We start from the raw sequence: 19671 nt of genomic DNA, 5'->3' as shown, positions 1-19671 counted from the left end.
TCGGGCTGGGGACCGCGATCAGTCGGATGCGGGATGCGCCGCTGCTCGTCCGGATCCCACTGCGGTCCCGCGCCGCGTGGTCCCGCCACGTGCTCCGTGTCGTCACAGTCGGTGTGTCTCGATGCTGCCCGTACGTCATCGGCGGTCCACCTTGTGGGCGGAGACTGCGACCGTGGCCCCACTTCCGAGGTCATCCGACGGCACGATTCCCGCGAGGAGACTGGCATGACGACGCTCAGGGAACAGCGCTTTGCCGAGGAGTTCAGCGCGCTGGTCGCGCGCGCCTCATCGGAACCATTCGTCGAGCTGACGGATATCGGGCGATACGGGGAGTCACCGGTGGGCTCGCAGCTGCAGCCGGCCGTGGAGGAACCGAGCCGCGGGCGACGATGACGTCGTGAAGCAGGACGGGCAGCTCGTGACGACAACTTCGTGGAGGTTCAGGTGACGTTGACCTTGTCTCTGGTGCGGCATGGACAGACAGAGTTCAACGTCCAGCAGCGGCTTCAAGGATGGTGCGACTCGCCCTTGACCGCTCCTGGACTGGCAGGGGTTCGCACGACGGCGGCTCAGCTCGCCGATCGGCCGTTCGTGGCCGCCTACGTGAGCCCGTCCGGGCGCGCACGGGCCACCGCGCGCGAGATCCTTGCGTTGCACCCGCCAGTCCCCGTGGTGGTCGATCCAGACCTACGCGAGTTCCACTTCGGCGACTTCGAAGAGCAACCTGAGTCCGCGCTGCTCGAGCGATACAACCCGGCGCGGATGTATGCGCAGGTGCTGGCCGGGACTTTTGCAGGCCTTCCCGGCGGCGAGGCGGGCGCCACGTTCTTCCATCGAGTGACCGCGGTGTTCGCTCGAATCGAGCGTCGCCATGATCACGGGAACGTCCTGGTTGTCAGTCACGGCCTGACGCTGCGCGCGTATCTGTCGGTGATCGATCCGCGGCCGATGTATCCGTTGCCGAATGCCAGTGTCTCAAGCGTCGAGGTGCATGCCGACGGCCGTCATCGCGTCGTCGCCCTCGCCGTCGACTACGCGGGTCACGGGGCGCCCGCCGAGGTGGACTCCGTGCCGGTCCCAGAACTGGCCAGCTGAACTGGCCATCCACCCCGGTCGACCCGGGGGATGGGGCGCAGCGACTGGACTTCAGTTAGAGTTAGCGCTCTAATTAGCGCATGTACTCCAGCGGAAGTGCCAGTGTGCGACCAGGTCACAGCAGGCGAGGGGTGCGCCCTGGCGCTCTGGATCGGCGGCAGTTCTTGGGGATTGCTGGCCTGGGGCTTGGCACGCTCGCCGTCGCTGGCGCTGCGGGGCTGACGTGGCGGGCAGTTGACGGCGGAGTGTTCGCGACCGGCACAGGGCCGGCGTATGCGGCCTGGGACGAGTCGCAGGCCCGCGCGGGCGACAGGCTCGCGTTGGTTCGCGCTGCGGTGCTCGCCGCGAATGCGCACAACACGCAGCCGTGGACGTTCCGGGTCGCGGACAGTCACATCGATCTCTTCGCAGATGGCGCGCGCTCCATCGGCGCGATGGATCCACTTAGCCGGGAGCTGGACATCTCGCTGGGGTGCTGCCTCGAGAACCTCGTCCAGGCGGGCCTCCCGAACGGCTTCACGACGACAGTCACGGTGCTTCCTGACTCGGCAGACGCAGCCCACGTGGCACGGGTTGACCTGACCTCGACGACGCCGGTCGGGTCGGCGATGTTCGACGCACTCGCCTCCCGCCACACCAACCGAGGCGCGTACGACACGGCACGACCGGTCGCCGGCGCGCGCCTTGCGGCACTCGCCGCGCTCGTTGATGCACCTGCGACCCAGCTCGTGTGGTTCACCAGTGCGCACGACAAGGAGGCGTTCGGTGCCCTCACGATCGGAGCGACCAAAGCGATTATCGCCGACGAGGAGCAGGCGGCTGACGACTTCGCCTGGTACCGCACGGACTGGCAGGAGATCCAAGAGCGCAAGGACGGGATCACGATCGACCCCTCTGGGCAGTCGCCAGTGATCCGAGCGCTATCGAAGATCGTGCCCGTCTCCCGGGACCAGAACAACGACGGCTGGCTACGCGGAACACGCGACACCCAGATCCCCACGGCGGCGGCCTTCGGTGCCCTCGTTGTCGACGACCCGCTGGACCGGGTGCAACGGTTGAACGCGGGCCGGTCCTGGCAGCGCATGCAGCTGTCCGCGACGTCGTTGGGGCTCGCGATGCAGCCGCTGTGCCAGGTGCCCGAGCGCATCGACCGGGAACGGTCGGCCGGGTTCGAACCAGAGTTCACCACGGCGATGGCCGGGTTGCTCCCCGGGCAGCGGAAGCCCGTCATGACCTTCCGCATCGGCTACCCCACCTCGGCCGGCCTGCTCAGCCCGCGCCGGCCTGCCGAGAGCGTCCTCCGATGAGCTCGCCGAAAGCCGTGACGCTTGCCCGTGTCGCGCTGATGTGGCGTTGTGCGCTGATCGGCGTCCTCGCCGGCCTGTGCGTCGCAGTGGGGATCGCCTCGTCGGGCGTCGCGATCGCGTGGGGAGTCCTCGGCGCGCTCGCGCTTCTTGCTGCAGTTGCGCTTGTCGTCGCGACGCGTCCGCGGCCAGCAGCGTTCGTGCTCCTCGCGATCGGATCATTGCCCCTTGCCATCTGGACGTGGACGAGCCTGGTCACGCCCCTGATCGCCGTACTGTGCCTGGCCGTCGGCTGGCCGCTCGGCGGCCATGTGTCGCGACGTCACGTCGGGGTGACGTCGAGTCGGAGCACGTTAGAGCGTACGCTCTAGGGATGCTGCGTGCGCCGACGACCCCGGGAGCGCGACGGACGCTCGAACGCATCCTCGATGCCGCCCTTGACCTCTTCAACACCAGCGGCAGTGCCGCGGTCACGACCAACCACATCGCCGCCGCGGCGGGCGTCAGCCCCGGGAATCTGTACTACTGGTTTCGAGACAAGGACGAGATCGTCCGCGAGCTGTATGCGCGGCTCGTGGCCGAGTACGAGGTGACCTGGGCGGCCGGTGCTCATGATGCGGTCGAGCTGTCGCCGCATGATCTCCTCGATCGGCTCGCCGCGGGCGCGGAGCTGACCCGCCGCTACGCCTTCCTGGGCCGTGACCTGCTCGGGTTGTTGCACGCGGACCCGGTGCTGGCCGCGCAGTACAAGGTTGTTCGGGCCGGCCGCCTCGCGACGTTCATGGCGATCGCACGTCGATGGCGTGCGGACGGAACGATTCGGCCGATCGGCGACCACGAGCTTGCCGATCTCGTGCAGGCGGTCTGGATCTTGGCCGAGACGTGGTTCGCGTTCGTGGAGCTCGACGACCCGGACCCGGCCGCGGACGACGGTGCGCGCCTGCTGCGCGTCGTGCTCGCGCCGTACCTCGGGTAAGCGGCGAGCCCGCCCGGCGTCATCGAGGCCACCGTGCGGCCGCGATCGCGGAGTGTCGTGGGTCGCGCGTGGCTAGGGTGAAGCACGTGATTCTCGTCCGCCACGCCCACGCCGGAACCAAGGCCTCGTGGCATCGTGACGACGGTTTGCGACCCCTGTCTCGGTGCGGACACGCCCAGGCGGTGTCGCTGGTTGTCGCGCTGGCCGGAGACCGGGTCGACACGCTGTGGGCCAGTCCGACCGTTCGTTGCCAGCAGAGCCTCGCGCCTCTCGCCCGTGCTCGCGGGATGCGGGTCCAGGACGCCGGCTTGCTCGCGAAAGACACCCAGGTCGACCGGCTCCTTCAGTGGCTGCTCGACCATGAGCAGGCGCCGTGGGTGCTGTGCACCCACGGCGAGGTCTTCGCAGCGTTGCTCGTCGCCGGCCGATCCGCGGGCGTGATCACCACCGAAGTGCGCGTCACCGAGAAGGGCGGGGCCTGGCGGGTCACCCGCGACTTCGACAGACCCGTCCACCTCGAGTACCTGCCGCCATCTCCACGGCACTGACGACACACCACGTCCGCGTTGCTCGATCTCGAACCACTCACGGTGTTCACGCCGGTGATCTCGGCCGGTCGCGCGGCGTTCACTCACGCCCTTCACCCTGAGGCGATATCGCGATCGCACAGGAGGCGCACCATGTCGATGAATCCCCGCCGGAGAGTCACCAACGGTGAGGTGCCCAGCAAGGCGCCGCTACGGCGCATGGGCGAGATCCCTGTCCTGGTACGGGTGCGCTGGCCCGACGCGACGCAGGAATGGCAGGCAGCGACGGCGCTGCGCTGGACTCCGACACACGTCATGGTGACCTGGCGTGACGCCCACGACCTACCCCGCTGCGACCACTTCGAGTGGTTCCGAAGTGAGGACGTCGCGCGTCAGATGACCTGGGCGAGCGCCTCGACGCACCGCACGAACGCCGCACCGACCGGGCAGGAGCTCGCCTACCTCGACTGACCGGCCTGGCTCACCTTGTCCTCGCGCGCGGCTGTCCGCCACGATCAACCCATGTCGCTCGATAGCGGGACGTCAGAGGTGACCGCCGGCACCGCGAGGACGATCACGAGTTGGCGCGGAATCTCTGGCCTCGCCGCCGCGGTCGTCGTTGCGATCAGCCTGTACGGGATCGGCGTGCTGGTTCCCTACTACGTCAATGGCCTGCACCACCTCCCGCTCACGGAGGTGGCGAGCGGCGCCCACGACCCGAAAGACCTTTGGCCGCAGGCCGCGTGGTCCGGCCTGACCCAGCTGGCGGGGTTGATCGGCCTGGCGCTTCTCCCCATCGTGGCGGCCAGCGGGGTCGGGTTCGGCGGAGTTTCGCTGGCGCTGCTGTGGCAGCGCCCGGGCCCGCAGCGGGTGCGCAAATCGCTCGCTCTGCTCGCTCTGATGATCGGGTCCCTCGCGGCACTGCTCTTCGTGCTCTCGGACACCGGTGCGGCGCTGGCAACCTGGCGCCTGGATTGACGGACCCCAGCGGCACCGGAGGATCGGTGAGAACGTGCCGTCGGCAGCGTGATGTCCACGCGGTGGGAACCAGCGGGCAAGGAAGCCGGGGCACGGAGCGCCGCGCCGCGGCGACTGCGTCGGCTGAGGTCGTGAAGCGGAGCCCCGAGTAGTACGTCACCGGAGTCCGTGGCTCCGAGCTACCGACGGGGCCGGCGCTCAGGCATCGTCCCCGCCGGCGGAGCGGGATGGCCCAAGGGCGTCACGCAGGCGTCTCCGCGCCAGGCTTCGATGCCTTCGCGGACCGCGAACGCTGCAATGACGACGGCCGCGAGCGGATCGGCCCACCACCATCCGAGGGCGCTGTTCAGGACGAGCCCGGCGAGGAGGACGGCAGACAGGTAGGAGCACATCAAGGTCTGCGCGGAGTCGGCGACGGCAGAGGCGGAGCCGAGCTCGTGTCCGGTGCGGCGCTCGAACCACGACAGTGCCGGCATGACAGCCAGGCTCGCGGCGGCGAGCACGATCCCGGCGGGGGAGTGAGTGGCGCTGACGCCACCCAGAACCGAGCGGGCTGCATCGACGGTCACGAAGCCCGCGAGCGCGAAGAAGGACACTGCGATGGTGCGCAGGGCGGTCTTCTCGCGGGCCTCCGGGTCTGTGGCGGCGAACTGCCAGGAGACCGCCGCCGCCGACAGCACCTCGACGACGGAGTCGAACCCGAACCCGATGAGCGCGGACGACGACGCGTTGCGCCCCGCGACCAGCGCGACGACCGCCTCGACGACGTTGTAGCCGATGGTCACCGCCACGACCCAGCGGATGCGCCGCTCCAAGGTCTCCCGGCGACTCGGCTCGGGCGGCCTGGGACGGACGGGCACCGAGCTCATACGCACGTGCAGTCCGGGCCGCAGCAGCTCGGATCGACGGCGAGGACGAGGGCGAGCAGGTCGCCCAGCGCGGGTGCGAGGCGGGCGTCGGTCAAGCGGTACCAGGCGTGCCGACCGTCTGGGATCGACTCGACCAGGCCGCACCCGCGCAGGCACGCGAGCTGGTTCGACATCACCTGTCGCGAGACCCCCAGGGCGTCCGCGAGGTCCGACGGGTAGGCCGGCGCCTCACGCAGCGCGACGAGGATGCTCGCCCGGGTCTCGTCGGACAGCGCATGTCCCAGCCGCGCGAGCGCCGACGTGTGTGTCACCGTCACGGTGTTCATGGCACAACAGTACAGGTTCTGATGAACTATCCGGGAGAGCGGCACTCCGTCAGGTCCGCGAGTCGCTCCTCAGCCGCGATGGGCGACCCCGACGTTCGCCGTGACGAAGTCGCGCACGTCGACGATCGCGTCGGCGCCGATCGCGTGCCCCACCCCGGGGTAGACCTTGGCAGTCAAGGTCGTGTGATCGGGCAGCCAGGACTCGGTCCGGGCCACCGCGTGGGCGGCGATCACGGTGTCCTGCGAGCCCCGCCCCCAGAACACCGCCGGCCGGTACGCGGCCAGCTCGTCATCGGCCGGCTGGGGTGCGCCGAGCACGAAGCCGCCGAGCACGACCGGCGCGAGCACGCGCGCAGGGCGGGTGCGCAGCAGCTGGGTCACCATGAGCCCTCCCTGCGAGAACCCGATCGGGACGACGGGGGCGGCGGGGTCGAGGTTGGCATCGACCCAGTCCCAGATCGCCGCGGTGGCTTCGGCGACCGGCCCGAGGTCCGGGCTGCCCGGCGTCGTGATCGTGAACCAGGCGGCGGCCCCGCTGCCGAGCTCGATCGGTGCCCGCAAGGACGCCCAGGGCAGCCCGAGCTGCAGGTGGGGGACGAGCTGCGTCAGATCGTTCTCGTTCGAGCCGTAGCCGTGCAGCAGCAGCAGGACGGGTGCGGGGCCCTGGGCCCAACCGGCCGACCGGGTGTCACGGATTCGGGTTCTCATCAGTCGTCGTGCGATCAGCGGACGACGGCGAAGCCGCCGGTCCAGGGGAGCTTCTCGCCCGCGGCGAGGGTGAGCTGGAGGAAGCCCAGCGCCTCCAGCTCGTGCGCACGGACGAGCGCGCCGGCGTCGATCGCCTCGACGCCGCCGGCGACGAGCGCGTCGGCGAGCGCCTGCTTGGCGTCGGCGTCGTCGCCCGCGATCAGCACGGTCGTCGCGAGCGCGCCGATCTTCTTGCTCGCGAGCGTCGCGGCGAAGGTGGTGTTGAACGCCTTGAGGACGATGCTCTCCGGCAGCTTCGCCTGGATCTCGGCCGCGGCGGAGCTGTCGGCCGGGACCACGAGCGAGTCGAACGTCTCGAAGTTGAGCGGGTTGGTGATGTCGACGACGATCTTGCCGGCGAGCTGGTCGCCGTAGGCGCCCACGATCTCGTCGATGGCGTGGAAGGGCACCGCGAGGACGACGACGTCACCGGTGAGCGGCGTGATGTCCGCGTGGGCGACGTGATTGACGTCGCTTCCGCCGCTGGCGAGAACGCCGCCGATCGCGCTGCCCATGGTGCCGGTCCCGATGATGGTGAAGCTGGTCACGGTCGCGCCTCTCTGCCGGTGCCGCGTCGCGGCGATGAAAGTACTTGCGCGCTCAACCTTTCATAGAATGGTTGTGGATGCAACCATCCCGTAGGGTGCGGGGATGGACGAGTTGCGGACGCACGAGCGCCTCGCTGTCGCGCGCCTGCACGCGCTGCTCGAGCTCCTGCCCGCGTCGCTCGACCGCGAGCTCGCCGGCTCAGGTCTGACGTCGTTCGAGGTCACGCTCCTCGGTGCGCTCCACGAGGCTGACGCGCATCGGCTCAGGCTCACGGCGCTGGCGGCGCGGACCAACGCGACGCTGCCGAGGCTGTCGCGGGTGGTGACGGGCCTGGAGCGTAAGTCCTTGGTGCTGCGAGTCGCGTGCTCGGAGGACGGTCGCGCGACCAATGCGGTGCTGACGACGGCCGGCGCGCGCGCCTACGAGGACGTGCGGCCCCGGTACGACGACGCCGCACGTCGCCTCATCCTCGCCGGGCTCGACGATGCCGGGGTTGCGAGCCTTGCCGAGCTGTCCCTGGCGATCCTGCTCACGCTGGATCCCGAGCGGCGGCTGGCCGTCACCGCCGGCCAACCGGCCGGTTCATAGGACGACGACGCCCTTGCCGCCCACCACGCCGGCCTCCATGTCACGGTGCGCCTGGACGATCTCGTCGAGGCGGTAGACGCGGCCGACGGGGACGCTCGCTCGGCCCCGGGCGACGTCGTCGAGGAAGTCCTGCAGCACGGGCGCCGGAAGGTCGGCCGCCTCGCCGGAGTACGCCGTCAGCCTGACCCCGTTCGGGAGCCAGTCGAGCGGGTAGAACTCCGGGATCGTCCACTCGTCCGAGAGCATCCCGGTGAAGCAGACGGTGCCGCCGCTGCGCACGGCGCGCAGCGTGTCGCACAGGACGTTGACCCCGATCAGCTCGACCGCGCCGTCGACCCCGCCCGGGACGATCTCGCGCACCTGGGAGGCGACGTCCCCGTCGTCGACCAGGGCGTGGTGGGCGCCGGCCCCCTCGAGGAGCCCGCGCCGCTCGGGGGATCGGGTGGTCGACAGGACGGTCAACCCGCGCAGGCGGCCGAGCGTGGCCAGCGCGAGGCCCACCGACGACGTGCCGCCGCGGACCAGCAGCGTCTGGCCCGCCGTCGGCCGCACCCCGACGGCCAGCGAGCCGTGCGCGGTCTGCAGCATCTCCGGGATCGCCCCGAGCACGGCCCACGGCAGCTCGCTCGAGAACGGGATGACCTGGGCCGCGGGGACGACGACGTGCTCGGCGTACCCGCCGTCGAACGCCCGGCCCATCCCGCCCATCAACGCCATGACCTGAGTGCCGGGGGCGAGCTCGCCGCCCGGTGCGTCCTCGACCACGCCCGCCGCCTCGATCCCCGGGATGCGAGGGAACGACCCCGACGACGCCTGCCCGCGGCGAAAGTGCAGCTCGGAGCGGTTCAACCCGAACGCGTGCACGCGGATCAGCACCTGGCCCGGCTCGGCCCGCGGGACGGGCACGTCCCGCACCTGCAGCACCTCGGGCCCGCCGGGGCCATCGACGACGACGGCGCGCATCGTGGCGGTCACCGCGTCACCGCCGGGGTGGGCTCGCCGAGCTTCGACAGCAACTGGTGCAGCACGACCGTGGTCGCCGCCACTGCCGGCTCGTCGGCGAGCTGGACCGCGAGCGTTGCTTCCAACACCGCGACACCGGCATCGTGAGCGACGTCGCCGGCCGGGGTCAGGGCGACCAGCGACGAGCGGCGGTCGTGGGGGTGGGCGCTCCGGGTCGCGAGCCCGTCCCGTTCCAGGCGGTCGACCACCTTGCTCGCGGCGCCGACCGTGATCCCGAGGTCGATGCGGATCTCCTGCACCCGGCACTGGCCCCCGTGGCGGCGCACCACGCGCAGCGCCGAGAGCGTCGCCAACGACGTGCTGCCGACGTCCCGCAGCGCGAGGTCGAGGTGATTCCACAGATAGGTCTCGTACCGCACCAGCACGTCGAAGAGGTCCATGCCCAGCCGAAGTCGATGTCCGAGAATTATATTCCCGGTGATCGACTAGCCGGTGGGGCGCCGGTCCTCGGCCCGGAGTCCGAGGACCAGGAGCGCGCCGACGACGAGGACGACCGCGAGGGCGACGTACGCGCTGGCGTCGCTGCCGGTGCGGTCGGTCAGCCAGCCCACGAGATATGGGCCGAGGAAACCCCCGAGGTTGCCGATCGCGTTGATCAGGCCGAGCGCGAAGGCGAGGATCTCGATGCGCAGCACCCCGGCAGGGATGGCCCAGAACGAGCCGAGCGGGGAGTACAGGCCCATGGCTACGACGCACAGCAGCGCGACGCTGAGGACGGGGTTGTCGACGAGCTGGCCGGTGACCATCGCCGCGGCCGCGAGCAGCAAAGGCACCGCGACGGCCGCGTTGCGTCTGCCGGTGCGGTCGCTCCAGGCGGCGAGCGCGAGCATCGCTGCGAGGGCAAACACGTACGGAATCGCGCTGACGAGCCCGACCGTTCCCGCCGATCCGCCGGTCAGGTTCTTGATGACGGTCGGAAGCCACATGGTGAATCCGTAGAATCCCGAGATCCAGCAGAAGTACGCTGCGACGAGCCGCAGGACCCGCCGGTCTCGCAATGCCGCTGCGTAGGTCAAGGTCCCGGTGTCGGGCTTGGCGATCTCCTCCTCGTGCAGGGCCGACGAGATGAATGCCGCCTCCGTGGGGGAGACCCAGGGCGAGCCGGCGGGGGAGTCCGCGATCAACCGCCACCAGACCGCGGCCCAGGCGAGCGGCAGCAACCCTTCGATGATCAGGACGAGGCGCCACTCGTAGTGCTCCAAGAGAATGCCGGACAGCGGTGACATGAGGATCGAGGCCAAGGGCAGGCAGGTCATCCACAGGGAGTTTGCGCGCGCACGCTCTCGCTGGGGGAACCACTGGACCAGCAGTACCAGGACGGCGGGCCAGATCCCGCCCTGGAAGAGCCCGAGGGCGAAGCGCGCGACGAGGAACTGTTCACGGGACTGCACGAGGCCGGTCGCGGTAGCTGCCAGCCCCCAACCGATCATGAGGATGAGGACGACGTTCTTCGCGCTCCACCGGTGCGCGAGGATCGCGGCGGGCACCTGCAAGATCAGGTAGCCGAGGAAGAAGATCCCGGAGATCAGTCCTTGGTCGGCGGCCGAGAGCCGCATGCCGGGATCGTCGATGAAGGGCAAGATCACCGCGACGTTGCTGCGGTCGAGAAACGCCAACATGTACAGGACCGCGGCCACAGGGATGACGACCGACCACCGTCTGTTCGGCACCTCCCGCGACAGTCCGGCCGTGCCGACCTCGCCCGCTACACCCATGGCGCGTTCGCAGGGACACTTCGATAGGTGGGCACGGCAGGAAACCCTAGCCAGTTCGGAGCTGGGCTACTCGGCCTTGACAGTGGCCGTACGTTTGGCGCTGCCTGGCTCAGTGTTCCGGAGGGGATCACCCGCATGTCGAGAGATGTCGATCGTCTCCTCCCCGAGGCCGCGCGCCGACACCTCGAGGTGCTGGCCGGCCCGCCGGAAACGTATGTCGAGAGCCGACCGGACGCACCGTGGTCGGACGGCGCGGATGCGATGACGGTCACGATCGTCAAAGGTGCCACGGCGCACGCGGTCGCAGACGTCGTGGGCCTCAACCTCGACACGTTGACCGAGACGCTCCCGGTGGAAGCCGCTTGGCCCGACGCCGCCAGCCCGATGCAGATTCTGACCGTCCCAGGGGCGATCGCGATCGCTGAACCCAACGGCTGGTTCACCGCCCGTCCCGAGGTGGTCGCGCAATTGTCCTGCCTGGGTCTGACGGTCTCCTTGTACTGGAGCGTGGACCACGACTCCAGCTTCATCGTGGGAGACGGTGGCGTCGTGGTGCGCAGCTTTGACCCAGTCATTGATCGCGGTCAGGGAGGGGTGGGGACGCCCCTGCCTGAGGAGGCGGGGATCGACTGGAGCGAGCCGATCGGTGCGGCAGCTACCGTGCAGGCCCGCGTGACCGGCATCGATCTGACCCGGGGTCAGGTTTTTGGCATGCAGCACCCGACTGCACTGATGCCCTGGCCTAGATAACTCGCGCCCCTTCCGAGCGTGGGTCCCGGGTCGCCGTTCGGTGTCGACCCCGAGTGCCTCGTGATGGCGGCAGGGGCGGTGCTCTTGCCGGGGCCGCCGCGACGCTGCACCCTGGAGTTCCCGTCCCGGCTGGAGGTGCTCATGGGAAAGCTGATCTACGCAGCCAACATCTCGCTCGACGGCTACCTCGAGGACGAGACCGGCTCCTTTGACTGGTCAGTCCCTGACCACGAGGTGCACGCGTTCTGGAACGAGCATGAGCGGCACATCGGCACGTCGCTCTACGGCCGCCGCATGTACGAGACGATGCGTGTCTGGGAGAACGACGACTGGCTGACGGACGAACCGGCCGTCGTCCGCGAATACGCGGGGATCTGGCGCGACGCCGACAAAGTCGTCTACTCCACGACGCTCGAGGCGGTGTCGACGGCACGGACGAGGATTGAGAGGCAGTTCGAGCCCGAGGCGGTCCGCCAGCTCAAGGAGGCGTCCAGCTCGGACCTGAGCATCGGGGGCGCGACCATCGGGGCGGAGGCGTTCCGGCACGGGCTCGTCGACGAGTGCGTGCTGCTCCTGTGTCCCGTGCTCGTGGGCGGCGGCAAGCCGGCGCTACCGCGGCGCCTACGACTCGACCTCGAGTTGCTGGACCATCGACGGTTCGACAATGGTGTGATCTACGTGCGCCACGCGGTGCGTAGCGCTACCTGACATCCGTGGTGGTATCGCGCTCGTCGCGGACCGCCGCGATTGCGGCCGCAGGACGGCCCGAACCTTGACGCAGCCGTAGAAACGGTGGAGCGACTCTTGCGTGGGTGCCAGGTGGTTCTGCCGGTCGACCTGCGGCCCGCGGGCGATCGGGCGTGACGCCGTCGACGTGGGATAGTCGCGGCGGCGGCGCGATTGTCGATGCCCTTTGCGGTGGGTGAGATTCTTGCCGTGGCGAGCGTGTCGAGGGAGGCGAATCTGCATGGAGTACCCCGAACCGGGATCGATGGCCGATGGCCCGTTGCAACCCGATGAGAGCCATCACGAGGCGTCGTTGCGACTCCCCGCCGGCTCCCCGCGCGACGGGGTCACCTTGGCTGACATGGTTCACCTCTCGCAGTACAGCCTTGAGTCGGGCGCTAGGGAGAAGTCAGATCTGATCGCGCGCATGCTCGCTGTTGCTGGGGCTACTGTCCTCGAGCTCGTCGTGGGTGGCTACCTGGTGCTGGAAGTGAACGACGGCGAGGAGATCGCGAAGCAGAACCCCAAGGTGCACGCGAGCGAACGCGTGCCGCAGCGGCCCGACTTGGCCAGGGTCCAGGCGAAGATCGCCAAACGGCGAATCTTCCGACGCTTGGGGAGCGTTCTCGCCAGTGCCTCGCCGGACACGTACCTGCGGTTCGAGGAGGCTGGAGTGACGACAGCCCGGGGCGAGGGAGGGGTTCGGCAACTCACCCGAGCCGGAATCGAGCTGGCGATCGCCGTGCGCAGCGAGCTCGACAGCTACGTGCGCTACCAGCCGAAGCGGGTCGACCCGATGGCCGTGAGCATGCGCACGGCGCAGCTGGGGGCGCTGATCTACGCGAGCGAGCTGTGGAGGAGTGTGTACCCGGTTGGCGAGGCACGGAATGACGGAGCTGATGTCCGGCTGACCGAACTTCGCGACCGGGTCACCCGCGCAGGCGAGCACGCCGACGTGTGGCTCATGGTGCTCGACGCCGTGCACCGGCGAACCATCGATTCCAGCCAAGGTACGGGCTCGATCGTATGAACCGGGCAGCGGGACACCCCTCGGGCCGTTCGCGGACACCGGCTCCACGTGATGCGAGCTGAGGAGCGGCCGTGCCAGCGTCTGACGCCGTCCAGCCGGAGCTGAGCCTGCCCGAGAAGGTCCAGCTGTATCAGTCCCATAGCGATGGGCACGTGGACTACGGGTACTTCGACGTCTCCACGGCTGCCCTCATCGAGCTCGCGCTGGCGCGCCGGATTGCGGCCCGACCGGGGTCGCTCGGCCCGCGTTGGGGCCTGAAGCTGCACGTGGTCGACCCTCGAGCGACGGGCGACCCCGTCGTCGACGGCGCACTCCGTACCCTCCTTGGACGGTCTCGCCCGAGGAGCGCCACCCGGAACATCTCGTCGCTCGCTGCGGCGACCGTCGACGCTACGGTCAGCGCCCTCGAAGCACGGGGGATCGTCCAAGCCGTTGGTCGGCGGGGTCGACGTGGCGCGCATCTTGTCGTCCTCGACCGGGACGCACAGCGACGGGTGACCGGCCAACTCAACACGGCGCTGATCAGGCCGGAAACGGTGAGCGACCCGCGCGTCGGGGCGCTGGCTGACATCCGCCGTCTGTCAGGACTCCAGTCGGCTCAGAACGACCCGAGCCCCGACACGTTCGCCGGACCGTGGCACCCGGCGGACGTCCGCGAGACGGTCGACGAGATCGTCCATGGGCTTCGGTTGGTCGCCGGTGGCGGGACGTGAGGCGTGGCCGAGATCAGGCCCTCAGCGGGCGGCAGTTCGAGTGGCGCGGAACGACCCACCGCCCTCAGCGACGCAGCCGACGTCTCGTATCTGCGCCTCGCGGAGTCGGTGTCGTGACGTTGAACCGGTACGCGGCGACCAACCTGCCAAGGACGTCCGGCCACGGCGTGGGTGCGATCTCGAAGACCTGTTGGGCGCGCGAGGAGTCGAGGACGAAAGGCCGCTCGAACTGGTAGGCCACCTCCTTGAGCTCGCGAAGGACCGGGTCGAACGCACCCAACAGGCGCATCACCGCCGTCGGGTACTCGCGAACCGCGACTGAATTGACCCCGGCGACCGAGCACAAGTCGGCGATCGCTTCCCTTTGGGTTCGCGGCGGATTGCTCGGCACGTGCCACGCCTTGCCCCACCCGCGCTCATCGGCGGCGACGGTCACGATCAAGCGGGCCACGTCGTCGACGGACGTCCAGGTGTGTGGGGTGTCTGCGCTCTTCATGACGTGGACTGCCCGGCCGGCGAGAAGTCGCGGGACCACGCGATCGCCCAGATGACTTGAGGGGCCCATCGCGACGTAGTCCGACGCACGGACCTCCGTGATCCGCACACGCCCAGCGTCGTGCGCAGCCTTGGCCGTACGCCACATCTGCGCGCGCGTGCGTCCTTTCGGGCCGGCTGCCGTCAGGGGGAGGTCTTCTGTCATCGGACCTGACACCGGGCCGTAGCCGTACAGGTTGCCCGCCGTGGCGAGCACCGCCCCCGAGTCCGTGGCTGCTGCCAGCAAGGCGGCGGCAATCGGAGGCCAGTCCGTCACCCACCGCTGGTAGGCGGGGCCAGCGCAGTTGTAGATCGCGACCGCTCCCCGAGCGATCTGCGCCATCGACGACGTCGACGAGGCATCCGCGGCGACGCACGTGATCGCGGGGTGGTTCGGACCCGAGCCAGAGCGCGTGACAACGACGACGTCGTCGCCCCGCTCCGCGAGAACGCGTGCGGTGGCAGCGCCGATCGGTCCCGCTCCGACCACGACGTGCTTCGACATAGCGACTCCCTAGGTGAGCTTCTTGGGGGGAAGCAGAATGCGACCGAGGTTCAGGTTCGGGTCGCGTCGCGACCGAGCCGATGAGGCGACCGCGCCCCGCCAGCCAGGTGCGTCGCCAGTGCGACGACGGTCGCACCGGTGAGCAGGTACAGGCCCTGAAGCCAGCTGAAACCCTCGATCAGGATCGTCTCGCCCGCGATCCACCCGATCAGGATGACTCCGGCCGCCCCAGCGACGAGCAGCGACCGGGGCATTCGCGCACACGACGCCACCGCGGCGGCTGCTGAACTTCCACCGATCACGATCGCGAGGAAGAGGCCAGGGATGACGAAGGAGTCGAATGGTGTGTTCCGCAGCAGATACATCGGCACCGGGAGCGCCCCCGCCACCAGGGCGAGACCGCCACCGAGCGCGGACAACGAATTGAAGACCAATGTCGCGGTGAGGATGTTACGTGTGCGTGCCACTCGATGTACCGCCTACTCATCAGCTCTCGGTCGGGGAGCGTGAACTGCTACTTCACTCATCTACCCGTCGTAGTTAGAGCATAGGCTCTATTGAGGCGGACGGCGTTGGCCTCGAGCGGTCCTCCTGCTGAGGCTCGAGGCCGCCGCCCTGTGCCAGTCAGGCTTCGCTGGGCCGAGGTGCCCGCGACGCGACTATGGTCGTGGACGTGATCCTCGTCCGCCACGCCCATGCCGGAACGAAGGCGCAGTGGCACCGCGACGACGGCCTTCGGCCACTGTCAAAACGTGGCCGGCTGCAGGCTGATTCGCTCGTGAAGACGTTGTCAGTCGACCCGGTGAGCTCGGTGTGGACGAGTGCGGCGATCCGGTGCCGCCAAACGGTCGAGCCGCTCGCACTCGACCGCGCTGTTCCGGTCCATGCGAGTGAACTGCTCGCCAAGGACGCCCCGATCGGCGCCCTGCTGACGTGGTTGCTCGCCCACGAGAATGACCCCTGGGTGATGTGTACCCATGGTGAGGTGTTCAAGGCCCTGCTCGCCGCTGGTCGCGACGCGGGTCTGATCACCGCCCCCGCGAGGGTCACTGAGAAGGGTGCGGCGTGGCGGGTCACCCGCGGCGCGAATGGCCCCCCTGAACTGGAGTACCTGCCGCCTGTCCCGTTCCTCTAGTTGCGCGGATCAGCCGCCGCGGAGATCTTCCGCCAACCATGTCGCACAGCGCGCGGAGTCGCGGCCGTCCTCAGTCACAATGGGTTCGCCTGAGGTTCATCTGTCGTTCGCCCTCTGTCGTGGTGCGCACAGTAGTTTCGTCAAAATGGGTACAAATGCCGCCAATGGGCGTTCGGGTCGAGCGCCTCGTTCGTCTTCTGTGCGGTCCGCGAAAAAGGTGATCCGCGGTCCAGTTGGTATCGGGAAGGCGAGGTGGCGCCCGCTCCGTCCGTTCGCCGCTGCGATCGGCCTGTCGATCGGGGTTTCCCTTGCCGTGACCGGGTTCGTTCCGGCGAGCGCTGCGGTCGTAGATGACCCGAGCGAGCGTGCAGCGGCCGATGCAGCCTTTGCGCTCGTTCCGCTCGGTAGCTACGAGACGGGGGTGTTCGACGAGTCGGCGGCAGAGATCGTGGCGTTCCACGCGGAGTCGAAGCGTCTGTTTACCGTCAATGCTGCGGCGGGTATCGTCGACGTCCTCGACGCCGCTAAGCCGGCGCATCCGACCAAGCTCGCGGAGCTGGTGACGGCTGGAACGCCGAGCCAGGACGGTTCCACGGTCCCGGTTGGCGCGGTCGCGAACTCGGTCGCGGTACGCCAGGACGGCCTCGGGGTCATCGCGGTGGAGTCCGTCATCAAGACTGAGCCCGGCTGGCTTGTCTTCTTCGACGCCGGGGCGCGCAACCCGCGGGCGCTCGGCGCTGTACGGGTCGGAGCGCTGCCGGACATGGTCGCGCTCGGGGACAAGGGGCGCGTGGCGGTTGTCGCGAACGAGGGCGAGCCGAGCGAGGACTACTCAGTCGACCCGGAGGGTTCCGTCTCCCTCGTCAGCCTGCCCCGCGGGATCCGTGTCCCGAAGCAGTCGGCCGTGCGAACGGCCGACTTCCATGCGTTTGAGGCGGCCGGCGCCCTGGCCGACGGCGTCCGTGTCTTCGGCCCAGAGGTCAATACCGGCTTCCCTGTGTCGGCGAACCTTGAACCCGAGTATGTGGCCATCGAGGGCATGACGGCGTACGTGACGTTGCAGGAGGCGAACGCGATCGCCGTCGTCGACCTGCAGAAGGCGAAGGTCAGCGCGATCTGGCCGCTTGGAGCGAAGGACCACGGCGTATCCGGCCAGGGTCTCGACCCCTCCGACCGGGACGGCGCCGTGAACATCCGGGCCGTTGCGGGCCTGCAAGGTCTGTACATGCCGGATGCGATCGCGGCCTACGAGGCCCGGGGGCGCAGCTACCTGGTCACAGCCAACGAGGGTGACGCGCGTGAGTGGGGCGACTATGCCGAGCCGGCACGGGTGAAGGATCTCGGCTCCGATGGTCTCGCGCCCATCTGCGCAGGCAGTCCGCTCGCTGCGCTGACCGGTGATGCCGACCTCGGCCGGCTCAACGTGACGACCGCGAGCGGGTTGAATGCAGATGGCACCTGCTACGAGGATCTCTATGCGTTCGGCGCGAGGTCGTTCTCGATCTGGGACACGCAGGGGCGGCTCGTGTTCGACTCTGGTGACCTGATCGAGCAGATCACCGCGCAGGTGCTCCCTGAGTTCTTCAACACCAATCACACGGAGTCCGCGCTCGAAGGACGCAGCGACGACAAAGGCCCCGAGCCGGAGGGCATTGCGATCGGTGAGGTCCGCGGTCGGACCTACGCGTTCATCGGGCTCGAGCGAGTGGGCGGGGTGATGGCTTTCGACATCACCCGACCGAGCCGCCCCGTGTTCGTCACCTACGTGAACAACCGGAACTTCGCCGTCTCGGTGGAGGAGGACGGCGCCGAGACGCTTCCAACGGCGGGTGACCTCGGTCCGGAGGGGCTGACGTTCATCTCTGCGAGCGCCTCGCCGACCCGGCAGCCGATGCTCGCCGTCGCGAACGAGGTCTCGGGCACGACGACGCTCTTCAGGCTCGATCTCGCTCGCCGCGGTGGCCACTGACGCCACGGCACCGAACCCCTCGTCGCGGGCCCATGCTCCTTGGGCTCTCGAGGCGTGTCCGCCGGCGAGGACGGTGATGAGCCAGAAGGGCGCCCTCTTGGGTGTTCACCAACTCGACGTCTGACGTCGTCGCCGCGAGAGCCGCTTGGCTACGCGTTGGCTCTACTTGCTTGGCGTGAGCGCGGTCGGTCAGGGGATCGGGACGAGCGGAACGTGCGCTGTGTTCGGTAGGGCGGCACAGGAGGAGCACTCAGCGGAGGTTCATCCTTGGCTGAACGCGGTTCTCTACGGTGGACTTCAGCGCTTCCCCCACACGATAGAGCCACATGGGGAGAGCATCCGGTTCGTTCTCACCGCCGCCGAGCAGGACGCCTTTCTTGCGGAGTTGGACAGCGTTTGGGACGCTCGAAGCGAGCGCCAGGGAGTCGGGGAGCCCGGGGAAGCACGTTCTTCTAGGCTGCACCGGCGACGCCTGCTGCAGCGGGTAGGCAGCTACCGGCAGCGCGACGCGGCCGGCTGTGCCCGAGACGGTGCGACGACGTCGATCGCCAGCGCCGTGCATCTTGCAGTCGAGCGAAGTTCAAGACCGCACCCGATGGCACCACCACTGAATCTCGAGCCCTCTCTGATGCGAGCGCGCAGAAGGACCTCGCAGATGCGCTCGACACCGAGCCGGCTGCCCTCCACGACGTCCTCGCGGTAGGCGTCGATGAACGTGACTACTTCCTGTGCTGGCGGTCGAGCTCCGCCCCGAAGAAACTCGCGGCCCTCTTCAGGATCTCGTTGGCCCGCCGCAGCTCGCGGATCTCCTGCTCGAGCTCACGCATCCGCACCGACTCCGACCTGCTCACCCCGGGGGCGTGGCCGCCGTCGATGTCGGCCTGACGCACCCACAGGCGCACCGGCTCGGTCCCGTAGCCCCGCTGGGTCGCGACCCGCTGGACCGTCCCGTGCTCAGTGCCCAGCTCGACCCGCAGCGAGCGGGTGCGCGGTTCCGTAGTGCTGGCTGGATCTGGGGCACGCGAAGGTGCGGCGGGCTGGTGCTGCCCCCCGCCATCCTCGCCGTAGAAGCCGGAATCGCGCGCGTAGCAGGGGTCGCCCCATGTGCCGTGCACAACTGGCTCGACGTCCGGGTCGGGTGCCGCCCGGTCGCTGCCCAGGACCGGCCCGGGGCTCACCATGTCCTGGACGAGGTATCGGGGATCGCGGTGCTGCGCGACCCATCGACGCAGGTCAGTCCGGTGGCTGCCCACGAGGCTGGCTTGGCGATGACGGCCCCGGCGGTGCGGTCGGCGGTGAGTTTCCACCGGGTGATGCTCGCCATGCGATGGCGACGGATGCGACGCTGGACCCGAACCATCGCGGGCGACCCGGGATCGATCCCGAAGTCCAAGTCCCGCCCGGTGGAGGGGATCACGACACAGTTCAGGTCCGCGACGAAGCTCGACCAGTCGATCCACAAATCGCGGCTGAACCACTCGTCCTCAAGGGCTGTCGCCAGCCCCTGGATCTCGGCAGTGGCGTCGGCAGCCTCGAAGACCGCTGTCGACCGGCGCTCGCGTGCGCAGTCGTCGACCCAGTTGTAGTCCTGCGACATTGCCCGCCTCCGGGT

The 19671-nt window shown here is 69.1% G+C and carries 25 protein-coding genes and 1 pseudogene; 15 read left to right on the top strand and 11 right to left on the bottom strand.

Translation table 11 applies throughout. The features are described 5' to 3' along the window. Positions 1-225 precede the first annotated feature (225 nt). The 8 genes from J4E96_RS12010 (at position 226) to J4E96_RS11975 (ending at position 4880) form a co-directional block, all read left to right on the top strand. Positions 226-393, top strand: coding sequence for a hypothetical protein (locus tag J4E96_RS12010; RefSeq protein ID WP_227422336.1), 168 nt, complete (start codon positions 226-228; stop codon positions 391-393). 39 nt (positions 394-432) lie between these two features. Beyond that, the gene (locus tag J4E96_RS12005; protein ID WP_227422335.1) at positions 433-1095 is read left to right on the top strand and encodes a histidine phosphatase family protein; all 663 of its coding nucleotides are present in this window, start codon (positions 433-435) and stop codon (positions 1093-1095) included. Between the two features lie 131 nt (positions 1096-1226). Beyond that, positions 1227-2402 (top strand): nitroreductase family protein, encoded by a 1176-nt coding sequence (locus J4E96_RS12000; RefSeq protein ID WP_227422334.1) that lies wholly within the window; start codon positions 1227-1229, stop codon positions 2400-2402. Then, positions 2399-2770, top strand: a complete 372-nt coding sequence (locus J4E96_RS11995; protein ID WP_227422333.1) for a hypothetical protein — start codon at positions 2399-2401, stop codon at positions 2768-2770. Before J4E96_RS12000 ends, J4E96_RS11995 begins: the two co-directional genes overlap by 4 nt. Before the next feature lie 2 nt (positions 2771-2772). Beyond that, positions 2773-3375, top strand: a complete 603-nt coding sequence (locus tag J4E96_RS11990; protein ID WP_227422332.1) for a TetR/AcrR family transcriptional regulator — start codon at positions 2773-2775, stop codon at positions 3373-3375. An 86-nt stretch (positions 3376-3461) separates the two neighbouring features. After that, positions 3462-3923 carry a SixA phosphatase family protein gene (locus J4E96_RS11985; RefSeq protein WP_227422331.1) on the top strand — a complete coding sequence of 154 codons (462 nt, stop codon included), beginning with the start codon at positions 3462-3464 and terminating at the stop codon, positions 3921-3923. A 132-nt stretch (positions 3924-4055) separates the two neighbouring features. Continuing rightward, entirely contained in the window at positions 4056-4373 is a 318-nt protein-coding gene (locus J4E96_RS11980; RefSeq protein WP_227422330.1) for a hypothetical protein, read from the top strand. A 78-nt stretch (positions 4374-4451) separates the two neighbouring features. After that, positions 4452-4880 (top strand): hypothetical protein, encoded by a 429-nt coding sequence (locus J4E96_RS11975; RefSeq protein WP_227422329.1) that lies wholly within the window; start codon positions 4452-4454, stop codon positions 4878-4880. 179 nt (positions 4881-5059) lie between these two features. Here J4E96_RS11975 and J4E96_RS11970 read toward each other — a convergent pair whose 3' ends face one another. The 4 genes from J4E96_RS11970 to J4E96_RS11955 form a co-directional block, all read right to left on the bottom strand. Further along, positions 5060-5749, bottom strand: coding sequence for a cation transporter (locus J4E96_RS11970; protein WP_227422328.1), 690 nt, complete (start codon positions 5747-5749; stop codon positions 5060-5062). Next, positions 5746-6075, bottom strand: a complete 330-nt coding sequence (locus J4E96_RS11965; protein ID WP_227422327.1) for an ArsR/SmtB family transcription factor — start codon at positions 6073-6075, stop codon at positions 5746-5748. The genes J4E96_RS11970 and J4E96_RS11965 overlap by 4 nt, the downstream gene beginning before the upstream one ends. 69 nt (positions 6076-6144) lie before the next feature. Beyond that, positions 6145-6783, bottom strand: a complete 639-nt coding sequence (locus tag J4E96_RS11960) for an alpha/beta hydrolase (protein ID WP_227422326.1) — start codon at positions 6781-6783, stop codon at positions 6145-6147. 14 nt (positions 6784-6797) lie between these two features. Continuing rightward, on the bottom strand, positions 6798-7370 hold the full coding sequence (locus tag J4E96_RS11955) for an NADPH-dependent F420 reductase (RefSeq protein WP_227422325.1): 573 nt from the start codon (positions 7368-7370) through the stop codon (positions 6798-6800). Between the two features lie 103 nt (positions 7371-7473). On the opposite strand from J4E96_RS11955, the gene J4E96_RS11950 reads away from it, so the two are divergent. Continuing rightward, positions 7474-7959 (top strand): MarR family winged helix-turn-helix transcriptional regulator, encoded by a 486-nt coding sequence (locus tag J4E96_RS11950; protein WP_227422324.1) that lies wholly within the window; start codon positions 7474-7476, stop codon positions 7957-7959. Here the strand turns inward: J4E96_RS11950 and J4E96_RS11945 are convergent. Genes J4E96_RS11945 through J4E96_RS11935 form a run of 3 tightly spaced genes read right to left on the bottom strand, consistent with a single transcriptional unit; the run spans position 7954 to position 10652 of the window. Beyond that, positions 7954-8934: an alcohol dehydrogenase catalytic domain-containing protein gene (locus tag J4E96_RS11945; protein ID WP_227422323.1), complete on the bottom strand. Its 981-nt coding sequence runs from the start codon at positions 8932-8934 to the stop codon at positions 7954-7956. The genes J4E96_RS11950 and J4E96_RS11945 overlap by 6 nt on opposite strands. Beyond that, entirely contained in the window at positions 8931-9362 is a 432-nt protein-coding gene (locus J4E96_RS11940; protein WP_227422322.1) for a MarR family winged helix-turn-helix transcriptional regulator, read from the bottom strand. Before J4E96_RS11940 ends, J4E96_RS11945 begins: the two co-directional genes overlap by 4 nt. A 45-nt stretch (positions 9363-9407) precedes the next feature. Next, positions 9408-10652, bottom strand: a complete 1245-nt coding sequence (locus J4E96_RS11935; protein ID WP_227422321.1) for an MFS transporter — start codon at positions 10650-10652, stop codon at positions 9408-9410. A gap of 180 nt (positions 10653-10832) precedes the next feature. Here J4E96_RS11935 and J4E96_RS11930 point away from each other — a divergent pair, with 180 nt between their 5' ends. The 4 genes from J4E96_RS11930 to J4E96_RS11915 all read left to right on the top strand — a co-directional run bounded on the left by J4E96_RS11930 (position 10833) and on the right by J4E96_RS11915 (position 13916). Further along, positions 10833-11447, top strand: coding sequence for a hypothetical protein (locus J4E96_RS11930; protein ID WP_227422320.1), 615 nt, complete (start codon positions 10833-10835; stop codon positions 11445-11447). 141 nt (positions 11448-11588) lie between these two features. Beyond that, positions 11589-12155: a dihydrofolate reductase family protein gene (locus J4E96_RS11925; protein ID WP_227422319.1), complete on the top strand. Its 567-nt coding sequence runs from the start codon at positions 11589-11591 to the stop codon at positions 12153-12155. Between the two features lie 259 nt (positions 12156-12414). After that, complete coding sequence (locus J4E96_RS11920; protein ID WP_227422318.1) at positions 12415-13203, top strand: hypothetical protein; 789 nt, start codon at positions 12415-12417, stop codon at positions 13201-13203. Between the two features lie 152 nt (positions 13204-13355). Next, positions 13356-13916, top strand: a complete 561-nt coding sequence (locus J4E96_RS11915) for a GOLPH3/VPS74 family protein (RefSeq protein ID WP_227422317.1) — start codon at positions 13356-13358, stop codon at positions 13914-13916. Positions 13917-13980: 64 nt separating this feature from the next. Here the strand turns inward: J4E96_RS11915 and J4E96_RS11910 are convergent, their stop codons facing one another. Together J4E96_RS11910 and J4E96_RS11905 are read right to left on the bottom strand one after the other, a co-directional pair. Then, positions 13981-14955: an NAD-dependent epimerase/dehydratase family protein gene (locus tag J4E96_RS11910; protein ID WP_227422316.1), complete on the bottom strand. Its 975-nt coding sequence runs from the start codon at positions 14953-14955 to the stop codon at positions 13981-13983. A gap of 50 nt (positions 14956-15005) precedes the next feature. Beyond that, positions 15006-15422, bottom strand: a complete 417-nt coding sequence (locus tag J4E96_RS11905; protein ID WP_227422315.1) for a hypothetical protein — start codon at positions 15420-15422, stop codon at positions 15006-15008. A 200-nt stretch (positions 15423-15622) separates the two neighbouring features. On the opposite strand from J4E96_RS11905, the gene J4E96_RS11900 reads away from it, so the two are divergent. Together J4E96_RS11900 and J4E96_RS11895 are read left to right on the top strand one after the other, a co-directional pair. Further along, complete coding sequence (locus J4E96_RS11900; protein ID WP_227422314.1) at positions 15623-16090, top strand: SixA phosphatase family protein; 468 nt, start codon at positions 15623-15625, stop codon at positions 16088-16090. A 313-nt stretch (positions 16091-16403) separates the two neighbouring features. Continuing rightward, positions 16404-18059 carry a choice-of-anchor I family protein gene (locus J4E96_RS11895; protein ID WP_227422313.1) on the top strand — a complete coding sequence of 552 codons (1656 nt, stop codon included), beginning with the start codon at positions 16404-16406 and terminating at the stop codon, positions 18057-18059. 642 nt (positions 18060-18701) lie between these two features. On the opposite strand, the pseudogene J4E96_RS11890 reads toward J4E96_RS11895, so the two are convergent. Together J4E96_RS11890 and J4E96_RS11885 are read right to left on the bottom strand one after the other, a co-directional pair. Next, a pseudogene (locus J4E96_RS11890) lies at positions 18702-19042 on the bottom strand (transposase); the annotation flags it as partial. 191 nt (positions 19043-19233) lie between these two features. After that, positions 19234-19656 (bottom strand): hypothetical protein, encoded by a 423-nt coding sequence (locus J4E96_RS11885; protein ID WP_227422312.1) that lies wholly within the window; start codon positions 19654-19656, stop codon positions 19234-19236. Positions 19657-19671: the final 15 nt, after the last annotated feature.

It is taken from the genome of Pengzhenrongella sicca, from assembly GCF_017569225.1.
Lineage (GTDB): Bacteria > Actinomycetota > Actinomycetes > Actinomycetales > Cellulomonadaceae > Pengzhenrongella > Pengzhenrongella sicca.
The sequence above is the reverse complement of the archived record's forward strand: the minus strand, read 5'-3'. Positions and strand labels throughout refer to the sequence as shown.

What these genes read in the sequence shown, in the direction of transcription:
- J4E96_RS11940 (WP_227422322.1), bottom strand. Translation starts at nt 9,362, where the DNA reads ATGGACCTCTTCGACGTGCTGGTGCGGTACGAGACCTATCTGTGGAAT.
- J4E96_RS11980 (WP_227422330.1), top strand. Translation starts at nt 4,056, where the DNA reads ATGTCGATGAATCCCCGCCGGAGAGTCACCAACGGTGAGGTGCCCAGC.
- J4E96_RS11920 (WP_227422318.1), top strand. Translation starts at nt 12,415, where the DNA reads ATGGAGTACCCCGAACCGGGATCGATGGCCGATGGCCCGTTGCAACCC.
- J4E96_RS11990 (WP_227422332.1), top strand. Translation starts at nt 2,773, where the DNA reads ATGCTGCGTGCGCCGACGACCCCGGGAGCGCGACGGACGCTCGAACGC.
- J4E96_RS11965 (WP_227422327.1), bottom strand. Translation starts at nt 6,075, where the DNA reads ATGAACACCGTGACGGTGACACACACGTCGGCGCTCGCGCGGCTGGGA.
- J4E96_RS11960 (WP_227422326.1), bottom strand. Translation starts at nt 6,783, where the DNA reads ATGAGAACCCGAATCCGTGACACCCGGTCGGCCGGTTGGGCCCAGGGC.
- J4E96_RS11930 (WP_227422320.1), top strand. Translation starts at nt 10,833, where the DNA reads ATGTCGAGAGATGTCGATCGTCTCCTCCCCGAGGCCGCGCGCCGACAC.
- J4E96_RS11885 (WP_227422312.1), bottom strand. Translation starts at nt 19,656, where the DNA reads ATGTCGCAGGACTACAACTGGGTCGACGACTGCGCACGCGAGCGCCGG.
- J4E96_RS11950 (WP_227422324.1), top strand. Translation starts at nt 7,474, where the DNA reads ATGGACGAGTTGCGGACGCACGAGCGCCTCGCTGTCGCGCGCCTGCAC.
- J4E96_RS11925 (WP_227422319.1), top strand. Translation starts at nt 11,589, where the DNA reads ATGGGAAAGCTGATCTACGCAGCCAACATCTCGCTCGACGGCTACCTC.
- J4E96_RS11910 (WP_227422316.1), bottom strand. Translation starts at nt 14,955, where the DNA reads ATGTCGAAGCACGTCGTGGTCGGAGCGGGACCGATCGGCGCTGCCACC.
- J4E96_RS12010 (WP_227422336.1), top strand. Translation starts at nt 226, where the DNA reads ATGACGACGCTCAGGGAACAGCGCTTTGCCGAGGAGTTCAGCGCGCTG.
- J4E96_RS11995 (WP_227422333.1), top strand. Translation starts at nt 2,399, where the DNA reads ATGAGCTCGCCGAAAGCCGTGACGCTTGCCCGTGTCGCGCTGATGTGG.
- J4E96_RS11970 (WP_227422328.1), bottom strand. Translation starts at nt 5,749, where the DNA reads ATGAGCTCGGTGCCCGTCCGTCCCAGGCCGCCCGAGCCGAGTCGCCGG.